The organism is Robiginitalea insularis, from assembly GCF_052497835.1.
The window spans coordinates 710,270-736,487 of record NZ_CP199296.1 but is presented as its reverse complement, the minus strand read 5'-3'; the positions used below and the strand labels follow the sequence as shown (position 1 = coordinate 736,487).

General features: G+C 47.6%; 24 protein-coding genes. 3 read left to right on the top strand and 21 right to left on the bottom strand.

What is annotated here, in order from left to right:
• Positions 1-278 precede the first annotated feature (278 nt).
• From ACT6NV_RS03365 to ACT6NV_RS03285, 17 genes are all read right to left on the bottom strand, one after another.
• Positions 279-785 (bottom strand): cupin domain-containing protein, encoded by a 507-nt coding sequence (locus tag ACT6NV_RS03365; RefSeq protein ID WP_445385859.1) that lies wholly within the window; start codon positions 783-785, stop codon positions 279-281.
• Positions 786-888: 103 nt separating this feature from the next.
• The gene (locus ACT6NV_RS03360) at positions 889-1,146 is read right to left on the bottom strand and encodes a hypothetical protein (RefSeq protein WP_445385858.1); all 258 of its coding nucleotides are present in this window, start codon (positions 1,144-1,146) and stop codon (positions 889-891) included.
• A 16-nt stretch (positions 1,147-1,162) separates the two neighbouring features.
• Complete coding sequence (locus ACT6NV_RS03355; protein ID WP_445385857.1) at positions 1,163-1,957, bottom strand: cation transporter; 795 nt, start codon at positions 1,955-1,957, stop codon at positions 1,163-1,165.
• 366 nt (positions 1,958-2,323) lie between these two features.
• Positions 2,324-3,085, bottom strand: a complete 762-nt coding sequence (locus ACT6NV_RS03350; protein ID WP_445385856.1) for a DUF6090 family protein — start codon at positions 3,083-3,085, stop codon at positions 2,324-2,326.
• Positions 3,086-3,177: 92 nt separating this feature from the next.
• A complete protein-coding gene (locus ACT6NV_RS03345; RefSeq protein WP_445385855.1) occupies positions 3,178-4,053 on the bottom strand; it encodes a glycoside hydrolase family 16 protein in 876 nt (291 codons plus the stop codon).
• A 40-nt stretch (positions 4,054-4,093) separates the two neighbouring features.
• On the bottom strand, positions 4,094-4,993 hold the full coding sequence (locus tag ACT6NV_RS03340) for a GNAT family N-acetyltransferase (RefSeq protein WP_445385854.1): 900 nt from the start codon (positions 4,991-4,993) through the stop codon (positions 4,094-4,096).
• A gap of 82 nt (positions 4,994-5,075) precedes the next feature.
• Positions 5,076-5,792 carry a DUF6090 family protein gene (locus ACT6NV_RS03335; RefSeq protein ID WP_445385853.1) on the bottom strand — a complete coding sequence of 239 codons (717 nt, stop codon included), beginning with the start codon at positions 5,790-5,792 and terminating at the stop codon, positions 5,076-5,078.
• A 20-nt stretch (positions 5,793-5,812) separates the two neighbouring features.
• The gene (locus ACT6NV_RS03330; RefSeq protein WP_445385852.1) at positions 5,813-9,073 is read right to left on the bottom strand and encodes a S41 family peptidase; all 3,261 of its coding nucleotides are present in this window, start codon (positions 9,071-9,073) and stop codon (positions 5,813-5,815) included.
• A 130-nt stretch (positions 9,074-9,203) separates the two neighbouring features.
• Positions 9,204-10,403 (bottom strand): serine hydrolase domain-containing protein, encoded by a 1,200-nt coding sequence (locus ACT6NV_RS03325; protein ID WP_445385851.1) that lies wholly within the window; start codon positions 10,401-10,403, stop codon positions 9,204-9,206.
• Between the two features lie 62 nt (positions 10,404-10,465).
• Complete coding sequence (locus tag ACT6NV_RS03320; protein ID WP_445385850.1) at positions 10,466-11,593, bottom strand: serine hydrolase domain-containing protein; 1,128 nt, start codon at positions 11,591-11,593, stop codon at positions 10,466-10,468.
• 83 nt (positions 11,594-11,676) lie between these two features.
• Positions 11,677-11,919: a hypothetical protein gene (locus ACT6NV_RS03315; RefSeq protein WP_445386663.1), complete on the bottom strand. Its 243-nt coding sequence runs from the start codon at positions 11,917-11,919 to the stop codon at positions 11,677-11,679.
• Positions 11,920-11,941: 22 nt separating this feature from the next.
• The gene (locus tag ACT6NV_RS03310; protein WP_445385849.1) at positions 11,942-12,910 is read right to left on the bottom strand and encodes a zinc-binding alcohol dehydrogenase family protein; all 969 of its coding nucleotides are present in this window, start codon (positions 12,908-12,910) and stop codon (positions 11,942-11,944) included.
• A gap of 86 nt (positions 12,911-12,996) precedes the next feature.
• On the bottom strand, positions 12,997-15,285 hold the full coding sequence (locus ACT6NV_RS03305; protein WP_445385848.1) for a glycoside hydrolase family 3 N-terminal domain-containing protein: 2,289 nt from the start codon (positions 15,283-15,285) through the stop codon (positions 12,997-12,999).
• Between the two features lie 10 nt (positions 15,286-15,295).
• Positions 15,296-15,490 (bottom strand): hypothetical protein, encoded by a 195-nt coding sequence (locus ACT6NV_RS03300; protein WP_445385847.1) that lies wholly within the window; start codon positions 15,488-15,490, stop codon positions 15,296-15,298.
• Between the two features lie 266 nt (positions 15,491-15,756).
• The gene (locus ACT6NV_RS03295; RefSeq protein WP_445385846.1) at positions 15,757-16,527 is read right to left on the bottom strand and encodes a DUF6090 family protein; all 771 of its coding nucleotides are present in this window, start codon (positions 16,525-16,527) and stop codon (positions 15,757-15,759) included.
• 178 nt (positions 16,528-16,705) lie between these two features.
• Complete coding sequence (locus ACT6NV_RS03290) at positions 16,706-17,923, bottom strand: hypothetical protein (RefSeq protein ID WP_445385845.1); 1,218 nt, start codon at positions 17,921-17,923, stop codon at positions 16,706-16,708.
• A gap of 159 nt (positions 17,924-18,082) precedes the next feature.
• Positions 18,083-18,877: a hypothetical protein gene (locus ACT6NV_RS03285; protein WP_445385844.1), complete on the bottom strand. Its 795-nt coding sequence runs from the start codon at positions 18,875-18,877 to the stop codon at positions 18,083-18,085.
• Positions 18,878-19,087: 210 nt separating this feature from the next.
• Here ACT6NV_RS03285 and ACT6NV_RS03280 point away from each other — a divergent pair, with 210 nt between their 5' ends.
• Complete coding sequence (locus tag ACT6NV_RS03280; RefSeq protein WP_445385843.1) at positions 19,088-19,648, top strand: hypothetical protein; 561 nt, start codon at positions 19,088-19,090, stop codon at positions 19,646-19,648.
• A 47-nt stretch (positions 19,649-19,695) separates the two neighbouring features.
• Here the strand turns inward: ACT6NV_RS03280 and ACT6NV_RS03275 are convergent, their stop codons facing one another.
• Positions 19,696-20,304: a hypothetical protein gene (locus ACT6NV_RS03275; RefSeq protein WP_445385842.1), complete on the bottom strand. Its 609-nt coding sequence runs from the start codon at positions 20,302-20,304 to the stop codon at positions 19,696-19,698.
• Positions 20,305-20,419: 115 nt separating this feature from the next.
• Positions 20,420-21,439, bottom strand: a complete 1,020-nt coding sequence (locus ACT6NV_RS03270) for a DUF481 domain-containing protein (protein ID WP_445385841.1) — start codon at positions 21,437-21,439, stop codon at positions 20,420-20,422.
• A gap of 229 nt (positions 21,440-21,668) precedes the next feature.
• On the opposite strand from ACT6NV_RS03270, the gene ACT6NV_RS03265 reads away from it, so the two are divergent.
• On the top strand, positions 21,669-22,673 hold the full coding sequence (locus ACT6NV_RS03265; protein ID WP_445385840.1) for a DUF6588 family protein: 1,005 nt from the start codon (positions 21,669-21,671) through the stop codon (positions 22,671-22,673).
• A gap of 92 nt (positions 22,674-22,765) precedes the next feature.
• Complete coding sequence (locus tag ACT6NV_RS03260) at positions 22,766-23,395, top strand: hypothetical protein (RefSeq protein ID WP_445385839.1); 630 nt, start codon at positions 22,766-22,768, stop codon at positions 23,393-23,395.
• A 7-nt stretch (positions 23,396-23,402) separates the two neighbouring features.
• On the opposite strand, the gene ACT6NV_RS03255 is transcribed toward ACT6NV_RS03260, so the two are convergent.
• Positions 23,403-24,467, bottom strand: a complete 1,065-nt coding sequence (locus tag ACT6NV_RS03255) for a formylglycine-generating enzyme family protein (protein ID WP_445385838.1) — start codon at positions 24,465-24,467, stop codon at positions 23,403-23,405.
• 170 nt (positions 24,468-24,637) lie between these two features.
• Complete coding sequence (locus tag ACT6NV_RS03250) at positions 24,638-26,194, bottom strand: arylsulfatase (protein WP_445385837.1); 1,557 nt, start codon at positions 26,192-26,194, stop codon at positions 24,638-24,640.
• Positions 26,195-26,218 lie beyond the last annotated feature (24 nt).

The window sequence follows — 26,218 nt, the reverse complement described above, 5'->3', positions numbered from 1 at the left end:
AGGGAACAACAGAAATGTTACAAAATATAAGTGTAAGCAGCCTTATCCCAGGGATACTTTCATATACAACTATAATCCAGAGGCTCGTAAAACTGAAAAGCAAGTCCCAAAGGGAGAATCATTCCGAAACATGTTACCACGCCTTGGTATGCAGTTGTAAAGTATCCGCTTTTAAGGGGGATTCCGGTTGTGAAAACAGCTTATTTGTTTACTGATAGTATATACTACGGATAATCAAACCTTATGTCTGGCATATGCGGGTATTAACCTTGAATTAACTATTCATCCAGGAAATGCACTTCCCAGGGGCCAATACCGGTAATCTGCAGGATGGTACCCTGGTCTGCCCACACCTGATGGATGGCCTCCCGTTTGTTCACATAGTAGTCGCCCGGGCCAAAACCTTTTGCGTTTTCCCGTGTGCCGGCTTCCCCGAAGGCGACATAGGCTTTTCCCTCCAGGATGGTTACCCGCTCATCTTTCGGATGCCGGTGGGGCGGCATGTAAAAGCTGCCGTCCATTTTAAAGCGAACCGTAAAGAGGTCGGGCTGCTGCGGGCTGCCTTCAAGGACGGCGATATTGCATCCCTCCGGCAGGTTCCCCGGGCAGGGATTCCATTGAATGTCATTGGCATAGACGGTGTGCTGAACCGCTCCTTCGGGAAATTCCATTACCCCTATTTCAGACTGCCCGTAGGTTGGGCAACATAATAGAAGGCTTGACAGCATCAATCCAAAAAGCGCAAACACATGAGTGCTTTTTGATTTTCTGTTTGTTTTCATCATTAACTGGGTTTGAGGTGTTTCCTAAAGTTAATTCAAAATTTTTTAATGTATTACTGCTTTTTCCTGCCAACGTTTTCCCAGGATCTTTTGGCGACTACTAGCCTTATTTTACAACACTTCTTTGAATAAGAATCAGTGCGGTTGCTATTAAAATTGCTATATGGGGAGTATAGGTGGCAGCAGTCGCACCCAAATGGGTTATCAATAGATAGATGCTGAACGTATTCAGGCTGATGATCAAAAAGCCCAGCAGGGAATTCAGCGGCAGGGGTTTGGCCAGCATAAGCTTTATAGTAAAGCCTGTTTCAAACAATGCGATCAGGAGGGGGAGGTAAACCCAGAGTAGTTCTTCCGTATCCATATCAGTAGCTTTTTTATTAGTTGCCCAATTTCAATATCCGGAAGGCCCCGCGGATAACCAGCGCAAAAACGATAGAGCCTATGATCAGGTCGGGTTGGGCGGATTGCAGCCAATGTACCAAAACCCCGGCAATAATGACCCCTAAATTGATGATCACATCGTTGGAGGTAAAGATCATGCTGGCTTTCATATGCGCCTCCTCCCTGCTTTTGGACTTTTGCAGGATATACAGACAGATGGCATTGGCGATCAGGGCAAAAACGGAAACCACAACCATAGTTGTGAAGTCCGGAAGCTGCTCCGTCCCAAAAAAGCGCCGCAGTACCTCGGCAAAGCCAATAATGGCCAGGGTAATTTGAAAATAGCCTGCGATTTTGGCGATTCGTTTTTTAAGGATCAAAGACCCGCCTACCGCAAACAGGCTGAGACCGTAGACAAAACTGTCTGCCAGCATATCCAGGCTGTCCGCCACCAGGCCCATGGATTTGGAGATGAGGCCTGTACCCATTTCGATCCCAAAAAAGGCGAAATTGATGGAAAGTACTGCCCATAGCAGCTTCTTTTGATGGGCACTCTTGTCAAAGCCTGTCCGATCTGTTTCCTCGCTTGAAATTTGCTTCCCACCCAGTTTGAGCTCCTGTATGGCCTTTTCGATGGGGGTTGCCTCCCCGGTGTGATAAACCACAAGTTTCCGCCCGGGAATATCAAAATCCAGCCCGGCAATACCCGGGATACCCTGCAGTTTCATCCGGATGAGGTTTTCCTCAGAGGGACAATCCATTTTGGGGATATTAAAAATGGTTTTGTACATGGAAACTATTATGGATTATATGGCAGCTGAATCCGGGTTTGAATCAATCAGTATTAATTTAATTTTTTGCCTGATTTATCGAAAACGGCCAGGCCTGGGACGGAAAAAATACCTCGCCAACCGTGCCCCGATCCGGATGAAAATAGCATTTTTAGTCCGATTTTTTGGCTCACTGGTGTTTCTTTAATTATTCTGTAAGTGCCTTAGGATTCGAAATTACTCGTGCAAGCCGATCCTTATTATAAAACGATATTAATTTATTAAGGACAGGCGTATTACCAGGGAGGGTACTGTGTGGTTAAAAGTATTGATTTCTTTTTTAGAAAGTGGTCAACCCTGAATCTCCAACAGGTCTGCTGATTCCATTCATAATTCTTTATCTAACAAAGCGATGATATTTTCAGCGGATGCGATCAAGGTTTGGGTATCGATATAATTGACCCGCATTAACTGTTGAAACTGGGCCAGGTAATTTTCGGTGCGCGGATCCGATATAAAACCTTCGTAATTCTTGACCAGACTTACCGGCTCACCTGGAGCTATGTTATACTGCCTGAAGTTAAAATTTTCGTAGATGGCCCTTAAGGAGAGGTAAGCAGACAAGTGATACACCCATTTTTCGTCTATCAGTTGGTTGTGCATCCGTTGTTCTTCCAACATTTCCTCCACCTTTTGCGGCCATTGTATAAGCTCCCGCTTTAAGCTATCATTTTGGATGTCATTTATCAAACCGGTATTAAAAACCACCTCTAACATCCGGAATTCCTCATTAAACTTCAGGCCATTGATCGTTTTTGAAAGCAGGCTGTCTATTTCCGGTTTATTTTCTTCGTTAATGCCCTGGGAAATATAGCGATTGAGTTGCAGGACAGCCTCAATACAGGATCCTCTTGACGCATTTAGTTCGCTCAGTTCTGCAAGGCGGGATTCAAAATCCACTTTAAGGTTGGCAAATAATTTCCGCTGATCTGCCATTGCCTTTTGATGCTCATTCCAGTTGTTGATCTGCAGGGCAATCAGAATCCCGATAACTACCAGGACAATTTCTCCAAATGCGTACAGCAGGTATTTGCTTGTTTTATTATGGGTTAGCAGTTGCTGTCTGATCTTTCGGAAGAATTTTATCATGATGTCCGTGCTTTGTTTTAATAACTATCGGAATGAAGTTTGAAGTTATTAGTGATAGGATATTTAGTGTCAATCTGGTGGTATTCTGACCTCTACTGATAAACCCTGATATAATCTACCTCCATGACACTTTCAGTGAATTCAGGATCAATTCCAGGCTCAATGGCGATGTTTAAAATAAAGTAATAATCATTGTTATAAGGCCAGGTTTCTGAATTCTTAAGTGCCGGCTCATATGTAAAATGGGCAACCCCATCCACGCTAAAGACCATTTTATCTGCAGTCCATTCCAGGCTGTAGATGTGAAAGCCGCTGGAAGCCCCCGCTATTTCCTGACCTCCTACGTTTTGGACATTATAGCCGTAACTGGAGGCGTTGTGCACGGCACTTGAAACATAATCCTGGTTTTTCCCCCAGTGTTCCATGATGTCAATTTCCCCGCAGGCAGGCCATTTAACAGTACCATATCCGTGGTTGTCCCAGTAGGCGCCGTCTTCATCTATGTTGGTGTTCAGCATCCATATGGCCGGCCAGGTACCCCGGCCTTCCGGGAGTTTGGCCCGAACTTCCACGCGCCCGTGCGTAAATGCAAATTTTGAATTCAAACGGGCCGAGGTATAGTCCTTGATCTCCCCCTGCTCTTCCAACCTTTCTTTCCTGGCCACCAGGTGTAACTTCCCATCCTTTAGATAGGTGTTGGCCTGCCGGTCCGTATAATGCTGGATGATACCTCCCCACCAGCTGCCTCCCGGGGGTAACTGGGTTTGATGGAACCATTTCTCAGGATCCGGGGCACCCGATCCGTCAAATTCATCGGACCAGACCAGAGTAGTGAAAGGGGTTTCCCCAGATTCCATTAACGGTTCTGCAGAATGGCTTTGAGCGAACAGTATCCCGGTCGTCCCCAGAATGAAGGAACAGGCAATCAGGATTTTTTTATAGATACTACGGATGATTTTCCTTGTCATTATTTTTTTGGTTAAAGAGCATTTTGAGTTTCCACTTCCATCAGGCATGTGATAATACCGGAAACCGCAATTGCCATTGCCTGAATATAGCCGCCTGCTCCTTAAATACAAAAAGCGTATCATCCGGCACTAACAGGCGTTTCTCGAAACCACTGTCATTTTTCGGGCTAAAACCCAGGACCACTTTACGGATAGCCTGGGGTGCCATGGAAGCTATAAGTTCTTCCAGGGCTACTGCCTCTGGCGAAAATACATCATTCAGGTATAAGGTATCCCCCTCATAAGAAGCAATTACCACGGCCTCCTTATTTGGAAGATGGTAAACGTCATTTTTCATAAAAGACAGGCAATAAAACATGATCAAAGCTTCATTGTTCAGCATGGAAAGTTTTGCAAGGGGGAGTGCATTTCGGATCGCTTTGCGCAGCAACTCCACATCACTGCTGTCATCCATATTCAGTTTCCTGAAACCTTCCGCCAGGTTCTGTTTGCCTTTTAAAAGCCTAAAGTGTTGGTATTCATTCACTTTTTTAAAATTGAATTTAGGATAGAATTCCAGCACGCTGGAATTGGCAAAGAGGAAGATAAAATCGGTTTTTTCCTTCCACTCCCTAACGAGGTTTTCGGTCAGGAACCTGCTCAGGCCCCTTCCGCGATGCGTCTCTGCTGTCATTACCGCACCGATTTGAATGGCAGTCTTTTTCTTACCTTCAAGGAGAAATTCCATCTTGCTTGCCGATACATTGGCCACTACTTCCTTGTTATATAGCAGGGAGTAGGGGATATACTGCTTACCCCAGTAACCCGCCTGATACCAGAATTCAAAACTGAACCCGAAGGTTGCTTGCGTAAGTTTATTCAGGCCTGTCCGAAGTTTTGTATTGTCTTGGTAATCACTCACAAATTCATAGGAATGTTGCCCTATCTTAATTTTTTTCATCTGTGTCTGGCGGTCAGTTTATTTGAACTACAGGTCCCCGGCCCAGGCATTTCCAGGCAGTCTGGGAATTAGTATACCCGTTTTATTGTTTTAATTCCCGGTCAATCATTTCAGACAAGGCCAAAGATTCTTCGATTAGTTCCTTATAGGTACTGATAATATCGATCTTCCAGATCCTCCTGCTGCTTAACATATTCGTGAATTCCGTATCCTTAAACAGCTTTTCAGAATCAACCACAATGGCTTTTCCCTGTTCGTCAAATTCAATGTACTTAAGGTACAAGGTATTGAGCTGGCTGTGTTCCGTTACACTTACCTTTTGTATCACATCTGAAATCCGGGTATACCTGATATTAAATAATTGGATGATGTTTTCCCGCAGCGGGTCGGAGGAGATTAAGTCGAAGCCAATGGTCTTCAGGGTTTCAAAGGCAGAATTTGCGAAATTGAATTCCTCAGTCCAGGCAATGGCGGCATATTTCACCCCTAGGGAATCATGATAGGGCACCTTGTTTTTGATCTGATCCATTATCAGGCTAATACTCTCCACAATAGACCCCTGCATCTTTGCTTCTTCTGTAAACTGCTTAACATTGGTCTGTAAGTTTCGCTGTATTTCCTTTAAAATAGTAATTTCTTTCTCCCTGTCGGCCCTTTCATTATTCCAGTTGTTTACCTGTAAAGCCATTAGAATCCCTATCATCACAAGGATGATTTCCCCTATGGCATAGAGCAGGTATTTGCTGAATTTGTTTTCAGTAAGCAACCTTTGCCTGATATTGCGGAAGAATCGAATCATTAGGTGAGCAATGTTTTAGCCTAATTTTGCTTCAACCCCGAAGCCGTTCGATCTTCTTTTGCGGGCGGCGGTGTTGCCCTTCCGGGCTTCTCCTCCACCAATTTTAAAACCTCGGTAACAACCCGTTCTATCTGGGGGTCTCGCCCTTTTATAAGCATATTTGGATCGTCCCAGACCGGGATGTCGGGCCGTACCCCGACCCCTTCATCGAACCAGCGGCCACTGTTGTAGTACAGGCGTGCCCCCGGCACGGTAATGCCTCCCCCGTCGATCAGCTGGTGCCCGGTAGCCGGGCCCACTAAAATCCCAGTAGTACGCTCACCCACAATGGGGCCTGCATCCAGTTCCCGGAAAGCCCAGGGCAACCCATCCCCTCCGGAACCTGCCCAGCCGTTGATAAGCATGCCCATAGGCCCGGTATTTGCTTTTACCGGGGCCTGATGTGATTTGCCATGGCGCCAGTACAGGTTGTATATCACCGGACGGGTCATCAGTTCGAGGAAGCGGTCTGCCAGTTGCCCGCCCCCATTGAAGCGCTCGTCTATAATAAACCCTTCTTTGTCCAGCTGTCCATAATACATTTTTACCAGGTCCAGCTGCCCCCGGCCTCCCGTATTGGTCATATACACATAGCCTAGTTTCCCATCGGAGAGTTCTTCAACTTTTTGCCTGTTTTGCTCAATCCAGTCGAGAAAACGGAGATTGCCCTCCTGCGGGCTCGTCAGGCAGGTTACCACTACATCTTTGGCGTCGCTTACTTTCCCTGTTTTGCTGATTTTCAGCACCACCGTATGCCCGTCAAGCCCTTCAAAAGCCGCATAGGGTTCTTTGTCAAGAGGAAGCGATTTCCCGTTTATGGCAAGGATATAATCCCCTTCCGAAACATCCATCCCGGGCCTGTCGAAGGGAGATCTGTTTTCCGCGTCCCAGGGGGCTGGTTTTACGATTCTTTTGATTTTATAGCCTTTGGTGTCCCTGCCCCAGTCAATCCCAAGGTAGCCGGTACTTACATTATCGACCTCCTGGTTGTCCCCCCCGAAGGTATAGGTATGGCCGGCACTAAGCTCTGCTGCCAAATTGGATTGCAGGTAGGTCACATCCCAGCGCGAGCGTGCATCTTCAATCAAATCCCCGTAGCGGGTGCGCAGAGCGTCCCAGTCTACCTGCTGCATGTCCTCGTCATAGAAAAAGTCTCTGTGCCGCCTCCAGGTATCATTAAAAATCTGTCGCCACTCTTCCCTGGGGTTCAGCTCCATTACCAGACCGCTTGTAGGAATGGCATCTTTGATCTTCTGGTCCGCCTCGGGCTTGATAATCCCGAACTGTGGCCCGCTCCTTACCAGGAGGGCTTCCCCGTCTGCAGTCCGGACCACCCCGTTTATTTTGGCCATGATGGATTTTTCTTCCCGCTCCTTCAGGTCGTAGAAGAACAATTCCGGATCGCCTCCCCCGGACCCCGAATTGGGTAACCTGCGGTAGACTACCTTGCCGTCAAAGGCCATCAGGTTGCGCAGGTTCCCCGGCTTCACGGGCAGGATGGCCAGGCGGCTCTCCATTTCGCCCCAGTCAACTTTAACAGGTTCCGGCGTAGTTTCTTTAGATTTTTCTTTCTCATCCCCGTTTTCCCCCCCGTCTTTTTCGTCGGTTTTTAATGCGTCATTCTTGGCCTGCAGCAGATAAGGGGAATCCTTGCTCAGGCTGATGGCGGCTACTTGGGTGGCATTCGGATAGATCCAGGTGCCATCCCGCAACCCGCTGTAGACCGCGGAGAAGTTTCGGTCGGTGAGGAAAAACAGGTACTTGCCATCTGTGCTGAAAACAGGATTGCTGTCATTGTAGAACCCGCTGGTGACCTGCCTTGCCTGCTTGCTCCCCAGGTCATAGATGAATACCGCCTCGTTCCTATTTTCCATCCCGATGGAGTAGGTAAGGAACCTCGAATCATGAGACCAGCTAATGGGATAGTTATATCGGCCGCCATGCCCGTAATTCCATTCGTAATTATCGGCCACCTGAACGGCACCCGTAGCCACATCAATGATACTGATATCATTTTTTTCATCTATAAAGGCAAGCTTTTTGCTGTCTGGCGACCAGTACAGGGTGTAGCCGTACCCCTTGTTCCGGGAACTGATTTTCCGGGCTTCCCCTCCGTTTCGCATATCCTGCAGGTATATTTCATACTCCCCGGAAGTATCGCTCCAATAAGCGATACGATCCCCGTTAGGGGACCAGGCGGGGCTGTGGTCAAAGGCCCCTGAGGAGCCGGTAATGTTCTGTACAAACCCTTCCTTTGCCGGCACGTTGAATAGTTCCCCCCTTGCTTCAAATACGATCCGGCTGGCACCGGGGGAAGCCGTCATATTACGGATTTGTTTGTCTACCTCAACCCTTTTGGGCATTTCAAGGGTCAGGTCGCTTACCACGGATACCTTTACCTCCTTTGGGGTTTCGGTGGCAAGGTCCATCAGGTACAGGGTACCGCCCACCTCGAAGACCAGATCGCCCGGCCCGGCAGATAAATACGTAATATCAAATTCGTCAAACTGTGTTACCTGCCTCAGGGCCTCCGAGTTTACATCATAGCTCCATACATTCAGGCGCATGTCTTCAGCCCGATCCGACAAGAAATAAATCTTTTCGTTCCCCCAGGCGGGTTTACCATCATTAGCCTCATTTTCCGTGATGTTTTTGGCGGTATTCGTCTCCATGTCGAATAATATGACATCTGAAGTAAGACCACCCCTGTACCTTTTAAAAGGATAGTTCTCCGTAATCTTGGTTATATAGGCCAGTTGCTTCCCGTCGGGGGAGTAGGTGGCTAACTCCCCGTAGGGAATCGGCAATTTCTCAGGCATCCCGCCTTCTCTCCCTATCAAAAAGAACTCACGAAGCATGCCGCTTTCCCGGGTTGAAGCAAACAGTACCTTCTCCCCGGAAGGATGCCATTCCACCATGCGGTCGTTATGTGAGCCGTAGGTAAGCCGCAAGGGAACCCCTCCGGAGGCGGACATCACGTAAACATCCGGATTTCCCCTGTAACTGGCCGTAAAGGCAATTTCCCGACCGTCCGGGGAGAATTTCGGATAGGATTCTTCTCCGGGGGAATTGGTGAGTTGGACGGCCATGCCTCCATTTTTATTGACTACCCAGATGTCACCGCCATAGACGAAGCAAATCTGTGTATCGGATACATCCACATACCGCATCAATTTAGCATTGATCTGGCTGAATGAAGTAAAACCCGATAAGAGTAATAGGAAAGCGATTACGGATTTCATAATGTTAGGTTTGTTTCCCTCAAGATAGGTTTTTTCCGACTATTTCGGGGCAGTCAAAACGGTTATTCATAAAGGATAGCCCCATGATATGCCTTATTCTGAAAAGATATTTTGAGGCCAGTTACCGATTTTAACGACCCCTTTCGGCCAACAGGTCAAAGATGTCCTTAACCAACTCAATGGTGGTTCCGTCCCCATTGTTCTGAAAGAGGATCAGCCCGGTTTCGGTTTCCGGATTAAAGTACATATGTGTCCTGATCCCCGGGTCGCGACCACTATGGCCCCACAGGGCGGTAGTGTCTGTGTATATTTTTTTCCAGCCCAGCCCCTGTATGTCGTTCCCGGTTATTTGCAGGGAGAGCATGTTGGCCACAGTGGCTTCCTGAAGGATGCGATTGCCCTGGTAGTTACCCCTGTTCATAATGGCAATCAAAAAGTGCGATAAATCCGAAATGGTGCTTTTAAAGAGGCCGTCCGGATAGTTGTAAAAACTGTAATTGCATAATTCCAGGTATTCCCCTGTTTGTTTTTTGATCAGTTTATCCAGCCACTCGTTGTCCACATTGTCCTGGGTGGATTTTGAATATTGCTTCGCCTGTTTCAAGGTGTCTGTTTCGCTGATAAACCAGGCCGAATAGTCCATCTTTAAAGGAACAGTAATATGCTCTCTGCAATATGCGTTAAAAGCCTGCCCGCTTACCTTTTCCACCAGCAAACCAAGGAGCCCGTACCCGACGTTGGAATACTGGTACTGTGCACCGGGTTCCCAGGTGTAGAAATTGTCTGTTTCGCTGTAGAATTTTCCATCCGGGCGGAAATAATTGCCAAGCCAGTCGGCAAGGGAAATTTCTGGGTCCCCGCATTTGTAGCTATCCCCATAGACTGGGCTGTCTTTTATGGAAGCGGTGTGGGTCAGGAGTTGCTTTATTGTAATGGGGCTATCTCCAAAATTCGGGTTGCGAACCGGGAAATCCAGGTAGGTATTAACGTCATAATCGATGTCCAGCAGCCCTTTTTCCCAAAGCTGCAGGACAGCTGTGGCCGTTATGGTTTTGGAAACGGAGGCGATGTTCATGATCACTTCCCCGTCCATGGGGGTTTTCCTATCGATATCCGCAAACCCATAGGAATAAGACCAGACAATGGCATCCCTTTCAATGACCGATACAGACAATCCCGGAGGGGTGTTTTCCAGGGTGTAATCCAGGGCAAGGGTATCCAGGGAATCCTCGAGGTTCCCCTTTCGTAAACACCCCGCCTGGAAAAGTAATACAAAGCAAGCCAGGCTTACGATCATTCTTGGGGGGCATTGAGGGGTTTGTTTAAACATTGAGACCAGGTTTGATATTAATTGACATTTATAAAAATGGTGACACCCCATTCAGATACAACCTAAAGGTCTTTTTCATTACCCTTAGCGATTGCTCTTAAATATTCCGCAAGGAGGGAATCCGTTTTTTGTACAAGGTTGTTTTGAAACAAGGTATTCCGGTTCATAAAAATCGCAAAAGTCAGGGGTTTGTTTAGGTACCTCCGGGTATAGGTATTGGTGCCTAACCAGCCTCCGGAATGGGAAGCCGTACTATCTGTGACCCCCCATCCCATGGCATAGTACCTGGTGGTTTCCCCATTGTCATTGGTAGAACTGGGCCTGAAGATCAGTTGGTGTGTTTCCGGGGAAAGGATCGCTTTATCCCTCAAAGCCCGGTCATACCGGAAATAGTCATTTACGCTGGTATAGACCGCCCCATCCCCCATTACCCCGTTCATAAAGAAGCCGTCCACCTTTTTAATGGACCCCAGGCTGTCTATTTCGTAACACCAGGAGCGTTCGGGGATTTCTATTGGTTTGGCCAGGTTGAAATAATTCGTGTTTTCCATCCCTGCTTTTTTAAAGACCTTTTCCCTGGCAAATTCTGAAAATTCCATCCCGCTTACCTTCTCAACAATCAATGCCAGCATAAGGTAGGCTGTGTTGGAATATTCCCATTGCTCCCCGGGAGGAAAAACGCGCTCAGGAGATGTGGCCAGCCATTCAAGGACTTCGTGATTCTCCAGAACATTATCCCGGTCCCAGTCTTTATCGAAGTGCTCGTAGTAATCCGGCAGCCCGGAAGTATGGTTCAGCAGATGTTCAATGGTAATCCCTTTGAATATTGGGTAGGGAAGGTGCTGGTAGGCTTCATCTGCCAGGCTAATTTTTCCCTGGTCTACCAGCGTTAAGATACAAAGGGCGGTAAACTGCTTACTAACGGAGGCCATTCGCATGTTGGTCGATGGCGTGATGGGTTGTTTGGATTCCAGGTCCCTCAGCCCGTATCCCTTGCCAATTAGCATCTCGTCATTATAAGATACGAGTACAGCAGCACCGGGTTCATTTTCGCCTATTTCAGCATGGAACATGGAGTCTATTTTGGATTTAAGCTGCTCCAGGGCCATGGAGCTGGTTTCAATTTTTTGGTCTGCAGGGGATTTACAGCAGGTAACTATGGCCAGCAGGGCAATCAAAAGGTATCTCATACGTGTCAGATAATGTTAAGTGTAAGGGATAGCGGTCCACTAAATTTCGTTGTGAAAAGATAGGAAATTTGGTTGAGCCTGGGTTATAAGGATTGTCCGAACGTCAACAGGTTATGGCCCGGAAAGAAATCCCTGTACTTCTCATAGGCCTCAGCTACTACCCCCGAAGACACCACATTAACGCCAATCCCTCCTTTGATTTCAAGGGCAACGGCTTTCACAAAACTGTAAAGACCGCTATTGACCAGGGCTGCACTGCTGGTTTTAGCCACCGGGTTATCCGCCAGGATGCCTGTGGTGAGGGTAATGGAACTTCCTGGCTGCAGGTATTTTTAGCCTGGTCCATTTTTAGGTTGTAACAATAATTTTTCCTTTGGCCTTATTGGCCTCCATGTATTGATGCGCTTCGGCGACCTCATGCAGCGAAAAGACAGAATCTATATTCAAGTGGATTTTACCCGCCTCTACATGGCCTATAAATTCCTGAAGCAAAGGCTGGGAAAGGTTGCCGGCTTCTCCCATATAAACGGTAAGCCGGCCTAAAGAAGTAATGTCTCCCATAGGAGTAAACTCTTTTAAAGTCCATTCATTCCCCAGGATGCCAGTCATACAGACTATTCCTCTGGGCGCGATACACTGAAGTGAATCCTTCAGGGTCCGGGTGCCCACCAGCTCCAGTACTTTATGAATTCCCTCCGGAAATAATTTTCGAACCTCTTTATGAATACTTCCCGTATCGATTACCACCTGATCAGCACCATTGTCCAGCAAGGCTTGTTTCTTATCCGGGTTTCGGGTGGTCGCCAGGACGGTTACCCCTTTAGTTTTGGCCAGCTGGCAGGCCAGCATCCCGATGGATGATGTACCCCCTCGTATGAGCAGGATTTCTCCTTTGCGTATTTCCAGAGCCTGGTGCAGGGAGCCGGAGACGGTTTGGAACATCTCGGGTATGGCCCCAAGGGTTTTCCAGGGAAGATTGCTTTGAAAGGGGAAAACGATTTCAAGGGGTACAAGGGTATACTCGGCATAGCTCCCGTCAAAAAACCGGCCCATTCCTCCCATTATTGCGGCTACCTGTTGGCCCTGTATATAGGTCCCGGAGGGATCTGCCTCAATGATTCCAACGCATTCAATTCCCTGAATACGAGGGAATAACACCCCGGGTGAATCCCCTCTTCGGGTAAAGAGCTCCGATCGGTTTAAGCCAAACGCCTTTACCTTAATGAGTACCCAACCCGTTTTGGGTTTCGGGATTTCAACTTCCTGAAGTTCGATCACCTCTGGATTTCCTGCTTTTGTGGTTACTGCTGCTTTCATTTTTTAAATATGGGTCCCGGCATTCTTCCTTTGTTAATACATGATCCGTTTATCCAATGTGAGGGTAGGGGCTTGATTAAGATATCCTATTTATATTTTTTTACGCGCTCATCATTGATAACACCTTTCCAATTCAGGCCATAGGCAAAATCATAGGCATTGCCTTCTGCATCAGTATATGGGGTCATATCCCGGGGGACATCCTCAAACTGGCCTTCAACCGTCAGCATATCGGCTGGCATCTGAAAAGGTAACAGCCCGGATGGTTCGGCCCTGCCGGATATCAGTTCCATCAGTGCCTGGTCCTGAACACCCATATGGATCAAAATAGCCGAGGCACTTTTTTCGATTTCAGCAAAAACCATGGGCTTGGATACCTTCACTACTACAATGACGGGTTTATCACCCATTTTGATTTTGGTATCCGTTACCAAATCCATATCAGAATGATTAACCGTCTGCACGGTTTTACCTTTATAAGACCTGTTGGTAAAGTCTTCCAGAGGGCTGCCACCGGCCAGACTGATCTCGCGGGCTGTTGCAGCCGTATAAGGACCATACTGTAAGTTAATGGGGACGTAGCCGTTGCCGCCATTTTCCAGGTCATTAACATCGTATCCGACCCCTCCGTTCGGGCTTTGAATCCCTACCAGAGCAAAGTCGGCATCCATAGGGTTTTCCACAACTTCATAATATTTGGCAACCACCTCCATATTAAAGGGAGATTCGGTTTTCGCCTGGGTCCTGTTGCCAAACCAGTCGGTAGTGGGCGCTATATAGCGCTGGGGGACATAGACTTTTTGCTTTTCCTGTTTTGGGAGGGTATTTTCCTGGTTTTTTAGCAGCACCACCGAGCGCAATTGTGCCTCAAACCCGGCTTTCATAAAATCGGGGTTTCCTACAATAGCTCTGGTCTCATAAGCATCCAGGTAAGGGTTTTCAAATAGGCCAACCCGAAAAATATTCATTAAAAGGCGTACTGCCGAGGTTTCAAACCGCTGGCGCATATACTCCTCCCCGTGTTCCGCCACACCTAATTCGTAAGCGGCTATTACTGGTTTCATATCGTTGTTGCCGCCAAACTGGTCCATGCCTGCTGCTATCGCCTTATAATGTCGTTCGGCTTCCGTAAGGTTCTCTACCCCCCATGGCTTTCCCTGGAAAGTACTGATGGAAGAAACATCCCTCGTTATGCCCCAATCCGTGCATAGGACTCCGTCATAGCCGTATTTGCCACGGAGCAGGTCGGTAATCAGGTATTGGTTAAACCCATTGGCCACGGCTTCCCCCTGCCCGTCGGAAATAGTGTAATACGGCATCACGGCAGCTGCTTTTTCGGTGGCCCCTTCCAGTTTAAAGGCCCCTTCGGTGAAAGGCTGCAAATGGTCTTTAATATTATTCCCGGGATAAACGGCATAGGTGCCATACCCAAAGTGCCCGTCCCGGCCACCTTCCTCCGGGCCTCCTCCGGGCCAGTGTTTGACCATGGTGTTGACACTTTCAAAACCCCAGCCCCCTCCTTCGGAAGATTGGAACCCATCTACATAGGCCCTGGCTAAATCGGTTGCCAGGTCGGGGTCTTCGCCCATTGTGCCGTCAAAACGGCTCCACCTGGGCTCTGTGGCCAGGTCAATCTGGGGGGACAGGGCAGTGGCAATCCCAAGGGCTCGGTATTCTTTTGAGGCGATCTGCCCAAATTGTTTCATCAGTTCCGGATCAAAGGAGGCGGCAATGCCCAGGGTTCCCGGCCATAAGGAAATGTCACCCCCGGCCCCTTCGTTGAATTCGGCATAGGTGTCGCTTCCGTGTCTCGGATCAGAACTGGTGTTTACGGGTATTCCCAGACCAATGCCTTCCACATGGGCCTGTGCATTGTTGTTCCACCGGGCAGATACCGCAGCGCTTTCAACACTGGTAATCAAAACATGTCTGAGGTTATCCTCGGTCAGGAATTTTATTTGGTCATCTGAAAGGTCGCTTGCCAAAGCCCCGCTTTCCCCGAAGGGCTTCCCTCCGTAGGTAGACCCTCTTCTTCCCGTGGCAGGAATGGCCTGATGGCCACTATAGAGCATGAGTCCTGCGATTTGTTCCACGGACATTTTGGAAGCCAGATCTGCAGCCCTTTGCTCAACCGGCAAACGCCAGTCTTCATAATCATCCAGGGTGCCATTCTGGTTGAGGTCTTTAAAGGCATATCGGTCAACAGTCAGCAGGCTCACTCCCGAATTGGCATTATACCCAAGGGTACTGCCGTTTTCGTTTGTAACAACAATAAAGCCGTCTCTGGATTCGGTGGTGAACTTTTCACTGCAATTCAGAAACAAAAAGGAAAGTGCAATAGCACAAACGGTTTGAAGTGTTTTAGTTGTTTTCATTATTATTTGTTTAGTCGGGTAATTTGAAACCAGATCGATTGCCCATTCTATTGTTTATTATTTTGATCAGATAAAGCAAGGCCACGAAAAAAAACAACCCACTTTCCCAAAACCTCCCTTCCAGATAAAAATAGATCCCCCCGGCCAGGCCAAAGCCCAGCCAAATGATATCGGTTAGCAGGTTTCCCTTGAGTATCTTATTCATAACAGGAGGGTTTTAATTTTTGGAGATGCTGTCATTTATGGGTATTTCCGACTTCATTTCCGTTTCCTCATATCCGTAAATACCATCAGATTTAATGTCTGTGGACATCAGTAGCGCATCTGCATAATCCCGGGATTAATCAAAGTTAATAGATTTATGGTTTCTGCTCCAGCCGCAATTCCTAATTACAATTTTGGTCACCCGGGTACGGAGATAGTCAGCAAGTGGCGCATTTTCAAAGTTTCGCTTCCTTCCGCCTGTTTATCCTATTCCGCATCAATTTCTCTTTGAATAAGATCCCTTAATTCTTCTGTGCGCGTTCTCAGAGTCCCCATGCTCTGTAGCTGGTTCCCGTAGTTATAGGCAAGGCCAATCAGGTTATTTAAAAACTTCTTATCGCTGGTAAGGGCAGCCAGATCCCTGCGGACCCTTATGGAAAGACCCTCCCTTTCATCTTGGTTTAGGGAGGCCCCGTTCTGATATAGTTTCCTAATGTCTGTAAACAGTACGTTCTCCCGAAAGGCTTCCATGGTATTGGTGTACTCAATCTTAAAGGTGTTTTGCCTGCTTGATTCAGATTGATACCCCTCATTCAATTCAAGTAATCGAATTTTAATTGAATCATTCTTTATGAGGTTGAGGTTGCCACTGCTCAGCATTTCAGTAAAAGTACTCTGATGCGTATTCAGGTCTGCCCATGTAAAAGCAGTGAACAGGTAATCCATTATGGCCAGCAAGGAATCCCGCTCCTCAGCTGCTATTTGCTGAATGCGGTCAATGGCATTGAGCTGGGCCTTTTTTTGATCAATTGTTTTTATCCACAACTCATGATCCTTTTCCAGGTCAATCAGCATCCGCTTTAAATAGGCCTCTTCAACCACATCCTGCTTCTCAGCTTCATTGGCATTATTGATCTGCAGCGCAATCAATATCCCAATGACCACTAAAATAATCTCTCCGATAGCGTATAACAGGTACCGGCTGAGTTTGTTTTCAAAAAGCAGGCCTTGGCGGATTTTATGAAAGAATTTGATCATCGTTCAGCAGTTGGTTTAACCCATCTTTTGCAGGCAGGGAATACGTTAGCCTGATTATTCCAATATAAGACCCTTGGCTTAAGCAGGACTTAACAGCAGCTTAAGTGCAACTTATTCAACGGTTATTTAAAAATAGGTATTTTTCCGGAAGCTTTCCGGCTGTGGCCATTGCGTTCGCCTACTGCTGCAGTATCCACTCCAGTATTTCATCCCTTCCCTCCTTTAGCAAGTCAAAATTGGGTTTAAAATGTTTGTCAAGAACAACTTCATCCAGGTCCTCGTTCTGGAAGGAATAAAATTCAGTGGAAACAGATGCATTAATATTGGAATGGGGCAAGGTAAACGGGTGGCTTTCAGAATAGCCATTGGGCCTTTGCATGGGGGGTTCCCCCAACAGCATAGCACCCAGTTCCTTTTTTAAATCCAGGGCATTGACCATAGCGGCGGAGTACGTCCTCCTACCGGTAATAACATATACCTCTCTATTCTTCAGGACATTACTTTTCTTTAGCCGGTCAATCATTAAGCGGCCAATCGTAAAGTCTCCCCCTCCATTGACCCTGAAATCAAAGATCAGCTTTGTTAAATCCTTTCCGGAGGATAAAGTATTCACTAACTCACCCACTTTTGCCTTCATCTCCTTTTTGGAAGGGTAGGACCTGAAGTTGACATACAAGGCCCCTTCCAGGGCTTCATATGTAATAGGAGCAGCAGGGTTTTGCATGTATAAGGGAAGGGGTTTATAGGCGCAAATCCATGGTTGGCCTGATAGGTCTTCGCTGAGGATAGGTATTTTTTCCGTAAACAGTTCGCCATCGGGGTCCTCTAAGGAAAGCTCTATTGCCGTATCTGATTTTGAAATCCCCAGGTAGTGCAGAACATCAATATTGCGGAACCATTGTTGCCCCCATTGCATCAATAAATAGTTGTTCTCCCCTTTGGGGGACAGCGTATTGACCAATTCCTTAGCCGCTGTTATATCCACCCCGTCTATAGAGCGGATTTTATGCCCCAGGATATCAGCGTAGGCGCTCTTTGCCCAAATGACCCGCAGGTCATCGCCAAACCAATAAACGTGGAATGGCAGATAATTGAAGATATCGTACGAGCGGATTGTGGTATGCCCGTCCCCGATGGAAGACATCAGCATGATCAATTCAATTAGTTTCTGTTTGGAAGTAAGGGAGCTAAATCTGCTCCTCAAGGAAGAAAACCTTTCTTTTAACTCCTCCTCCGGAATATTGTGAACCGGATTTTTGTGTTCTTTGAAAAGGGTTTGCTCCAGGTACTGTAAATCTTCCTCCCACTGTGCCGCCGTAAGGGTTGTGTCTGTTTGACTAAAGGCGAGGCTTGTGGAGCATAAGAGGGAAACAAAAACTAAAAGAGTTCGCTTCATAGTGCTTCTTAATAGGGCTACAGGGGTAGCAACATTCCGGGAACGGGGGAGATATTCCAATTAAAGTTAGGAAAATTGTTTGGTATGGGCGGATGCAGCAATTCGGGTTTGCCAGAAAGATTACATCTGTTTAATCGGCAGGCAGTCCCGGAGGATGGCTTATTTCGGAAAGAGCAGGGTAAGGCCTCCGCGTACTCCCCAGCCGGCGGCGTTCCCATTTCCATATGGGATACGCGGACCTACAAAGACCTGGGCGAGTTGGGAGCCCAGGGTTATAACCTTGGATCCAACGATATTGAAAGTGCCAGAAGTGGCATCAAAATCCCAATTCTGTGAAAGTTCCGTGTTAAAAGAAAGGGCATAACCCCCCGAAAAATTCCGTGCAATAAAGGGCTGTATAAACGTAACATTTACATCGGCACGATCGTCCGCTCCTGCCACGGACCAGATGTGATTCGCCAGGGCCCCGATTGTATATTGACCAACCTGTTTCAGCACAACCCCTGTAGGCCCAATCCCGAATTTCTCAGTCCCTAAAAGGTCGTCAGTTGCCGTGGGTGCCAATAGCACAGGTCCGACCCCCCAGATAAGGCCGCCTGAAGTAGGTTCCTTGGGGGAAAAGAATGCACTGATTACGGCATCCCCAAGCCCGGTTTGGTTCCCGCTGTTACCAAAAACATCTGTCTGGGAAACGAAGGGCAGGATCACCCTCCCGATGAGGTTCCAGTCCTCGCTTATGCTCATGGGTACAACCGGCTGGATATTCAGGGTAAAACGCGTTCCGTCTGCGGGGCCAATACCAAAATCAAGGTTGCCCTGGAAGGGCACGCTGATAAGGCTGGCTACCGGGTTCTGCAATTGCTTGGCCAATGCGTCTGCATCGGACTGGGCGCTGATCACGAAAATATTTCCGCAGAGGATCAGGATTAGGTAGGTTAATACGCTCTTAGTCATTACTTAGGTTTTCTATGTTTAAGATAAATATAATCAAATAATTATGCTGTTTTAAAGTTTTTGGTAGCTACCAAATCGTGAAATGCAATTAGTTAAGGACTTCAGACATATTATCCGGCTCTATAAGCCGGAATGTTTACAAGCAACTGGAATCAGCAAAATATCTATACTGGAAATATTCCTATCTTGTGGCAGAAACCGCTATCATTAATGAATATTATAAGATTAAACCCCCTGATCCTGATCGGCGCATTAGTCTGCCTGTTTCCGGATTTAGCTTGTGCGCAGGAAGCAGGCGAAAACCCGGCAGGAGAAGAAGTTTTTCTCCGCAATAAACTTTCGCTCTATGCAGGGTATTCCTGGATTCCAAGCGGGCTGGATCCCGAAACCGGGCAGGAGGAATTTTTGATAGCCCCCAGTATTGGATTCTCATACGAATACTGGCTTACAGAACGATGGGCCATTGGCACTTATAATGATATTGAAATCATCCGTATACAGGTGGAGGAAAATGAAGGATCATTTCTGGAGCGTGAGAATGCTGTTGTGCTTTCACTTGGAGCCACTTGGGAAGCACGCCCCAGGTGGACCCTATCCCTGGGAGGTGGTATTGAAACGGACCGGAACGAGACGCTTTCCATTGTGCGTTTCGGCACTGAATATGTATTACTGGAACAAAACGAATGGGAGCTATCCGCTGGTTTGAACTACATCTGGAAAGACATATACGATATTTTTGGGATAGGTTTTGTGTTGGGTAAGAAATTCTGACACCAGGCGTGAAATACCTCCTTAGAAGCAAAAAATAAAACGGGAAATTACTGACCATTGCTCTTTGTGCCCAGCACTCCCCCCAAATCTCCATCCCTTCCAAAACTGCCCAGGGCTGACATAGCCTGCTTCATGGAAATGGGCCGGTAGTTGCAATCCTCCGCGGCCATAAAACGAATCTCACCCGCATCCATGCGGGGGGCATCGGGGATGTAGATGCTCAGGTTGCCTTCCGGATCTGTATTCGTAATGAATGCTATACTGTAATGCCTGTCTTCTTTTAACAGAATAGCCTTCCACCGGTTTTTATTGTCCATTCCCTCCCCTTCGGTCAGCAAGCGGTATTTGATCATCTGCAAACTCGGGATCAACAGGAATAAGCGGTCTTCCATCTTGCTGTCCCAGTCATTTACCAGGCCTCTTTTAAGGAGCAGCCCGCTGATATAACATAAAGCGACCAGGATCAGCAGGCTCACTATGGTTACCGAAGTGGCACCAATAAAAGAATGGATGTCAAATATTTCAGAGAGTTTTATCCCCAGGGGAACAAGGATGTCCAGGGCGCTTTTTACCAGGAGTAAAATCAGCAGGATGGGGAGGATAAAAAACACGCCCCCCAAAAGGACGGACCCGGAAGGTTTACTAATAAATTTCATATTTCAAGCATTTGAGTTTAGTATACCAAATGTCATTAATGATGACAATTTCATTCATCAGGATTACGCAATCCTTTGATCAGGCCGAAACGGCCTGCAATTCCTGAAAAGAGGCTCAATCAAACGACCAGCCGAAGCCTGAAGTGAGAATATAGTCAAATTCGGTGCCGGCAACTATTGCCTGGTTGTCATAGTTAAACTGAAACCCTGCCTTGATGTAAAAGTCCCAGGGCAGGTCATAACTAACGTCCAGGAGGTAATCTGCCCGTATCCGGCCGCTTTCCGAAAGGCTTGGATAAAACTCAAACCGGGTATTCAGGCTAAAGTCTCCAAAATCATACATATCGAACGAAGTGGCTACAAAGGCCTCGGTTGATTGATTGTCAAAGTCTTCCCCGGCAAAATTTTCCACATTATAGTTAATCCCCGTGGTCAAACCCCAAACCAAGCGATGCGAAATGGCCAAAAACCGACCCGGCTCCACCCGGGTACTTACCCGTCCATCCAGCTGTTGTTCGGTATTGGAAAGAAAGGCCGCTGAACCCATGGCATACCATTTGTCCGATAACAAATAGAGAATTCCCAGTGAAGCGGAATTCCGCTCTACCTTGGCTACTTCATCCCGCTCGGAGCGCAGAGAGGAAATTTCCAGGTCTCCCATCCATTTCAGGCCCCGATAATGCAAGCCGCCGGAAGAGGTAAATTGCCTGTTGTTATTGGCTTTTGTGAGGTTGAAACCCAGGTCAATATTTCCGTAAAACCTGTCCAGGAACCGTTTCTTGACCTGTTGAAATTGTGTAAGCTCTGAGAGGCCTATCGAAACATCGCCTTCATCGGTGGTTCTAATAGTTACCGTCCCGTCTGTTTCTGAATTTAAATAGCCAAGCAAACGCCTGCCGCCAGCCAGGATAACAATACTCCGCCGTTCGATACTCAGGCCTGCGACCTCGTCAAAGTCGATGGTAAAATCGTCATCAGAATAGGGCGTTTCCATGGTCAGGACCCCTGTGTTCAGGCCTTTTATTTCCCCATACAGGACATTTCCGTTCTTTAACCTAAGGGTGTCGTTTTGGGCACCCGCGTAAAAGGTGCAAAGAAGGAGCACAAAAAGTACTATTGATGTTCGCAATTTCATTTTCAGCGTTTTTTATAAAGGTCACTAATATAAGAAATTACAGGATTAATAAAAGCTAGCTAAAGCAGGAATGACGTGGTCTTAGCCATTATTTGCGTTTGCATATTTAAAATAACTTGGTTCTTTGAAAAGCTTTTGCACAGCACCATTCGGGTTTAAAAATTAACTATATTTAATACAGGGAATACCTGCTTATACCCTTAAGCAGATAAACAAGACGAATTAAGACATGCGGTTTAAATATTCGATCCTATTTATTTTTCTGATTTTTTCCTTAAAAGGCACTTCCCAGGAGATTACCATCAAGGATTTCCTGATTTTGGGAGTGGAGGTTTCCGAGGATGTTTCAGAGCGATATCTTAAGCCTGTTTCGGAGGGGATTCTGTACGGGCTCTCCTCAGGCTGGTATTACGAGGCCAAGGTCCTGCAGCCCTGGAAATTCCGATTTTCAATTGCCGCCAATGGCTCCCTGGTGCCTTCCGACACAAAGAGTTTTAACCTCGACATTGCCGCAATAGATAATCTGGAGGTTTTAGGTGGTGGGCAGCAGGTGCGGATACCGACCATCCTGGGAAGTAGGGATTCGGACGTCACGTTTCAAGCTACCGTAGATGGGCAGACCTTTACCTTTGATGCTCCCACCGGTATTGGCTTGCTGCAACTCGATTTGCTGCCAACGGCTTTTATTCATGTAGGTATGGGGCTTCCCTGGAAGAGTGAGGTCCAATTCAGGTATTTTCCGAAATTGGGGCTGGGGGAAGGCTCTGTGGGAGTAGTTGGATTGGGGTTCAAGCACCAGATCAATGACGTAAACGGACCCTGGAAATCCATTCCTCTAGACCTGTCACTTATGGGGGCTTATACACGCCTGGACGCGGAGTACAATTTAGCGGAAGGGGGGTTTGTGACCGGGCCTGACCACCGGATTGAAGGAGCGATGAATGCCTGGCTTTTTGAATTGCTCACCTCCACCCGATATGAACATTGGAACCTTTTTGGGGGAATAGGATATGTTTTTGGGAATTCCCTTTATGAGTTATTGGGAACTTACCAGATCGATCTTCCCAACCGCACCCTCGAATTTACAGACCCTTTTGATGTGCGAGAGAATGTATCAGGAATGCGGCTTACTGCAGGTGGCAGTTATACGTTCCGGCGTTTCTCCACCCATTTGAGTTATACCTTCCAGGGATTCAACAACCTTACACTAGGCCTGCATTATAATCTTAATTAGGGGGTATTGCTTTTCAGACCGATAAGTTTTAACTTTCGGGCATCCAACAACCTATCCCTCCGGTTACGCTTTAATTATAATATCGAAATACTATGCGAAAATTATTTTTGTACCCTGTGCTATTGCTATTCTTGTTGGGCTGTTCTACTTATTTAACACAGTCAGAAAACGTCAGCAAAGAAAAACAATCTTATGACAAGATACTGGTTGTGGGTAGGACCAGCAGTAAAACGGCCCGGGTGCTTTTCGAAAGGGAAGTAGCCGCCCAGCTGGAGGCTAAGGGAGTTTCTGCGGAGGCTTCAGCAGACCACTTCCTGGACCTCCCCCTGGAGGAAAGGCCGGGGCAGGCGGATCGGGAGGCTATTCGTGAAAGTCTTGTAAAGGCTGGCTACGACGGAGTAATTGTTACGAACCTTGTGGATTCACAGCAATATACGGATGTTATTCCGGGCACTCCAAGAACAACGTATGTGGGAACCAGATATGGTACTTTTGGCCGGTATTATGGGTATTATCCTATAACTACCTGGGGGCCTGACTATGTAGAAACGGGAACCCGTTATGTTTTTGAAAGTACCCTTTATTCTCTGGACGAAAGTAAGGGAGGCCTGCAGTGGGTGGGAACCTTCCGCCTCAAAGATCCCACAGATATTCGGAAAGCCGTTGAAAAATACGCTTCGGAACTAACAGGGGCCTTGCTTCTGGAAAGCATTGCACCCTAATCCAAAATTAGGGGTTAATATCGCGAACGCAGCGAAAACCCGTATGGCCGAAAGAGGAGTCGGCCGTGGTACGCATGCGCCTTGATACCCGGTAGCCACTGCAATAGCTGTCGCTGCATAGGAAAGATCCACCCCTAACTACATACTTTTCAGCCAGGGGTTCAGCAGGGTCGTAGGATTCTTCCGGGCCTGCCGGGTCAAAAGTTCCCGATTGCATTTCATAGGCATCCGCCCGGTACTTGTCTTGGCACCATTCCCAGACATTCCCCGCCATATCGAACAACCCATATCCATTTGCTGGATAGGTCTTAACAGGGGCAGTGCCCGCATACCCATCCGTTTTGTCATTCCTGAAGGGAAACACCCCCTGCCAGAAATTGGCCTTTTCTGCCGCATCCGTGCTAGGGGTATTCCCCCAGGGGTATATTGGGTCGTCCAGACCGCCCATGGCCGCCCATTCCCATTCCGCTTCGGTTGGCAGCCGTTTGCCAGCCCACTCTGCATAGGCCCTGGCATCTTCCAGGGCAATATGGACTACCGGGTGGTCCATCCGGCCTTCCAGGTTGCTCCCGGGCCCCTCGGGTTGCCGCCAGTTCGCGCCCAGGGTCCATTCCCACCATTGGGTAAGATCCCTCAAATCCACAGGACCTTCGGTGGGATGGAAGACGAGGGAGCCCGGCTGCAGGATAGAATCCGGAGGTTTGGGGGTCCCTTCGGGTAATTCCTGTTTCATGACCTCCCAGTCCAGCGGGCGTTCTGCTGTGGTTACGTAGCCTGTGGCCTTTACAAATGCCTCAAAATCGGCATTTGTCACTTCCGTTACATCCATAAAAAAGGCAGACACACCTACTTTTCGCCTTGGGAATTCGTCGGGCTGGGCCTGCTCTGTTTTACCCCCCATCAAAAAGCTGCCCGCAGGGATGTATACCATCCCTTGCGGGGGTGAAATATCGGGGTTATCTGCTATTGCTGCCTTTTCTTCTTTGCAGGAGGCCAGGGCAGCAAGAATAAAAACACTTAATATGAATATCGTAAACCTGCGGCCTACAATTCCTTTTTTATATGAATGCATAAATAAAATAAAAGCTTGGGCTTCCAGAGCCTGTATCACAAAGTTAGGGGTTTCCTTTTGGTAATAAGGCATAAACAGGTAAATCCAAACTGTTGCTTATTTGTCAACTGTATAAGGGCATAAAAAAACAGGCCCGGAAGGGGCCTGTTCTGTTTTAAGGTTAACCCTTTCTATTGACGGGCCTTTTCTATAAACTCCTGTACGACGTTGGACATGTCAAATGACTTTCCTCCCTGTACGGGCGGATAATCGGCAAGGGATTTCAGGTGGGCTCCCATTAATTCGCCCATAGGCTGGATCAACCAGGAAACCTTTTGCATTAAATGCCCATAGGAATCTTTACTGTCATAACTTTCGTATGGATCCATCCGGATATTGAAAACAAGGGGTACCGTTCTTGGAATTACATTGGCATAATAGTCCTCTTTTGTGGAGAAATGAAATTTCCAGGGCCCCATGCGGACTGCGGTCAGTTTGCTTTCATAATAGTGAAAAATATGATTCCTGTTGGAATGGTCACTTTTGCCCATCCAGTAATCCAGGTTGTCAACCCCATCTATGAATTGTTTCTTTTCACGCATAATCTTCTCAGCAACGTTGGGCACTCCTGCCGCTGATGCCAGGGTGGTAAAAAGGTCCTGGTGCCCCTGAATGCCGTTAAGTTTCTGACCGGCAGGGATCTTGCCCGGCCACCGTACCATACAGGGAACGCGAACGCCCCCTTCATAGGTTGTCATTTTCTCCCCCCGGAAGGGCGTTGTGGCTCCATGGGGCCAGGAGGAGTGCTCAGGGCCGTTATCTGTGGAATAGAGGATGATCGTGTTGTCCAGCAATCCCATATCCTCCAGCGATTTCAGCACGGTCCCGATATCGTGATCATGCTGCAGCATACCCGCGCCGTGGTAGTCTGCTTCACTGGTGATTTTTTCAACTTTTCGCAACCACTCGTCCTCTACCCTTGTATAGAGATGCATCCGGCTGGTATTGAGCCAAACGAAGAAGGGTTTATCAGCCTCTTTAGATTTTTCCATAAATTCCAAAGCCCTGGGGATTACTTCTGCTCCATCAAAATTTTTCATCCGCTCTTGTGTAAGCGGCCCCGTATCGGTGATCCGCTGCTTCCCTATCTTGCCAAAGCGGGGTTGAACCGTATTATCTTCGGTATTTGTGGCAATCGAATGGATTACGCCCCGCGTCCCGAATTTCTCCTCGTATTCTTCAAGGGAACCGGAATACTGAACGCCGAAGTTTTGATAATCCCGCTGTTCGGCCTCTTCCTGGGTGTTCAGGTGGTAGAGGTTTCCGAAAAACTCATCGAAACCATGTGCGGTGGGAAGGTGTTCATTGCGATCCCCCAGGTGGTTTTTTCCGAAATGACCGGTTGCATAACCCTGTTCTTTCATGACTTCCGCCAGCGAGGGAGATTCCTTCTGGAGGCCCAACGCATCCCCGGGCTGTCCTACCGTAGTCATCCCAGATCGGATGGGATACTGTCCCGTAATGAATGCCGCCCGCCCTGCTGTACAGGAAGGCTGCGCATAATGATCTGTAAAGAAGGCCCCTTCCTGGGCAATCCGGTCAATGTTTGGGGTGGTGTAGCCCATGGAACCATGGTTGTACACACTAAGGTTGGACCACCCGATGTCGTCCCCCCAGATTACGAGAATGTTGGGTTTGTCCTGGGCCGAGAGGGCAAGGCAAAAACATCCCAGTATAAGTAATAGCATTTTTTTCATTTTTAGTGATATTTG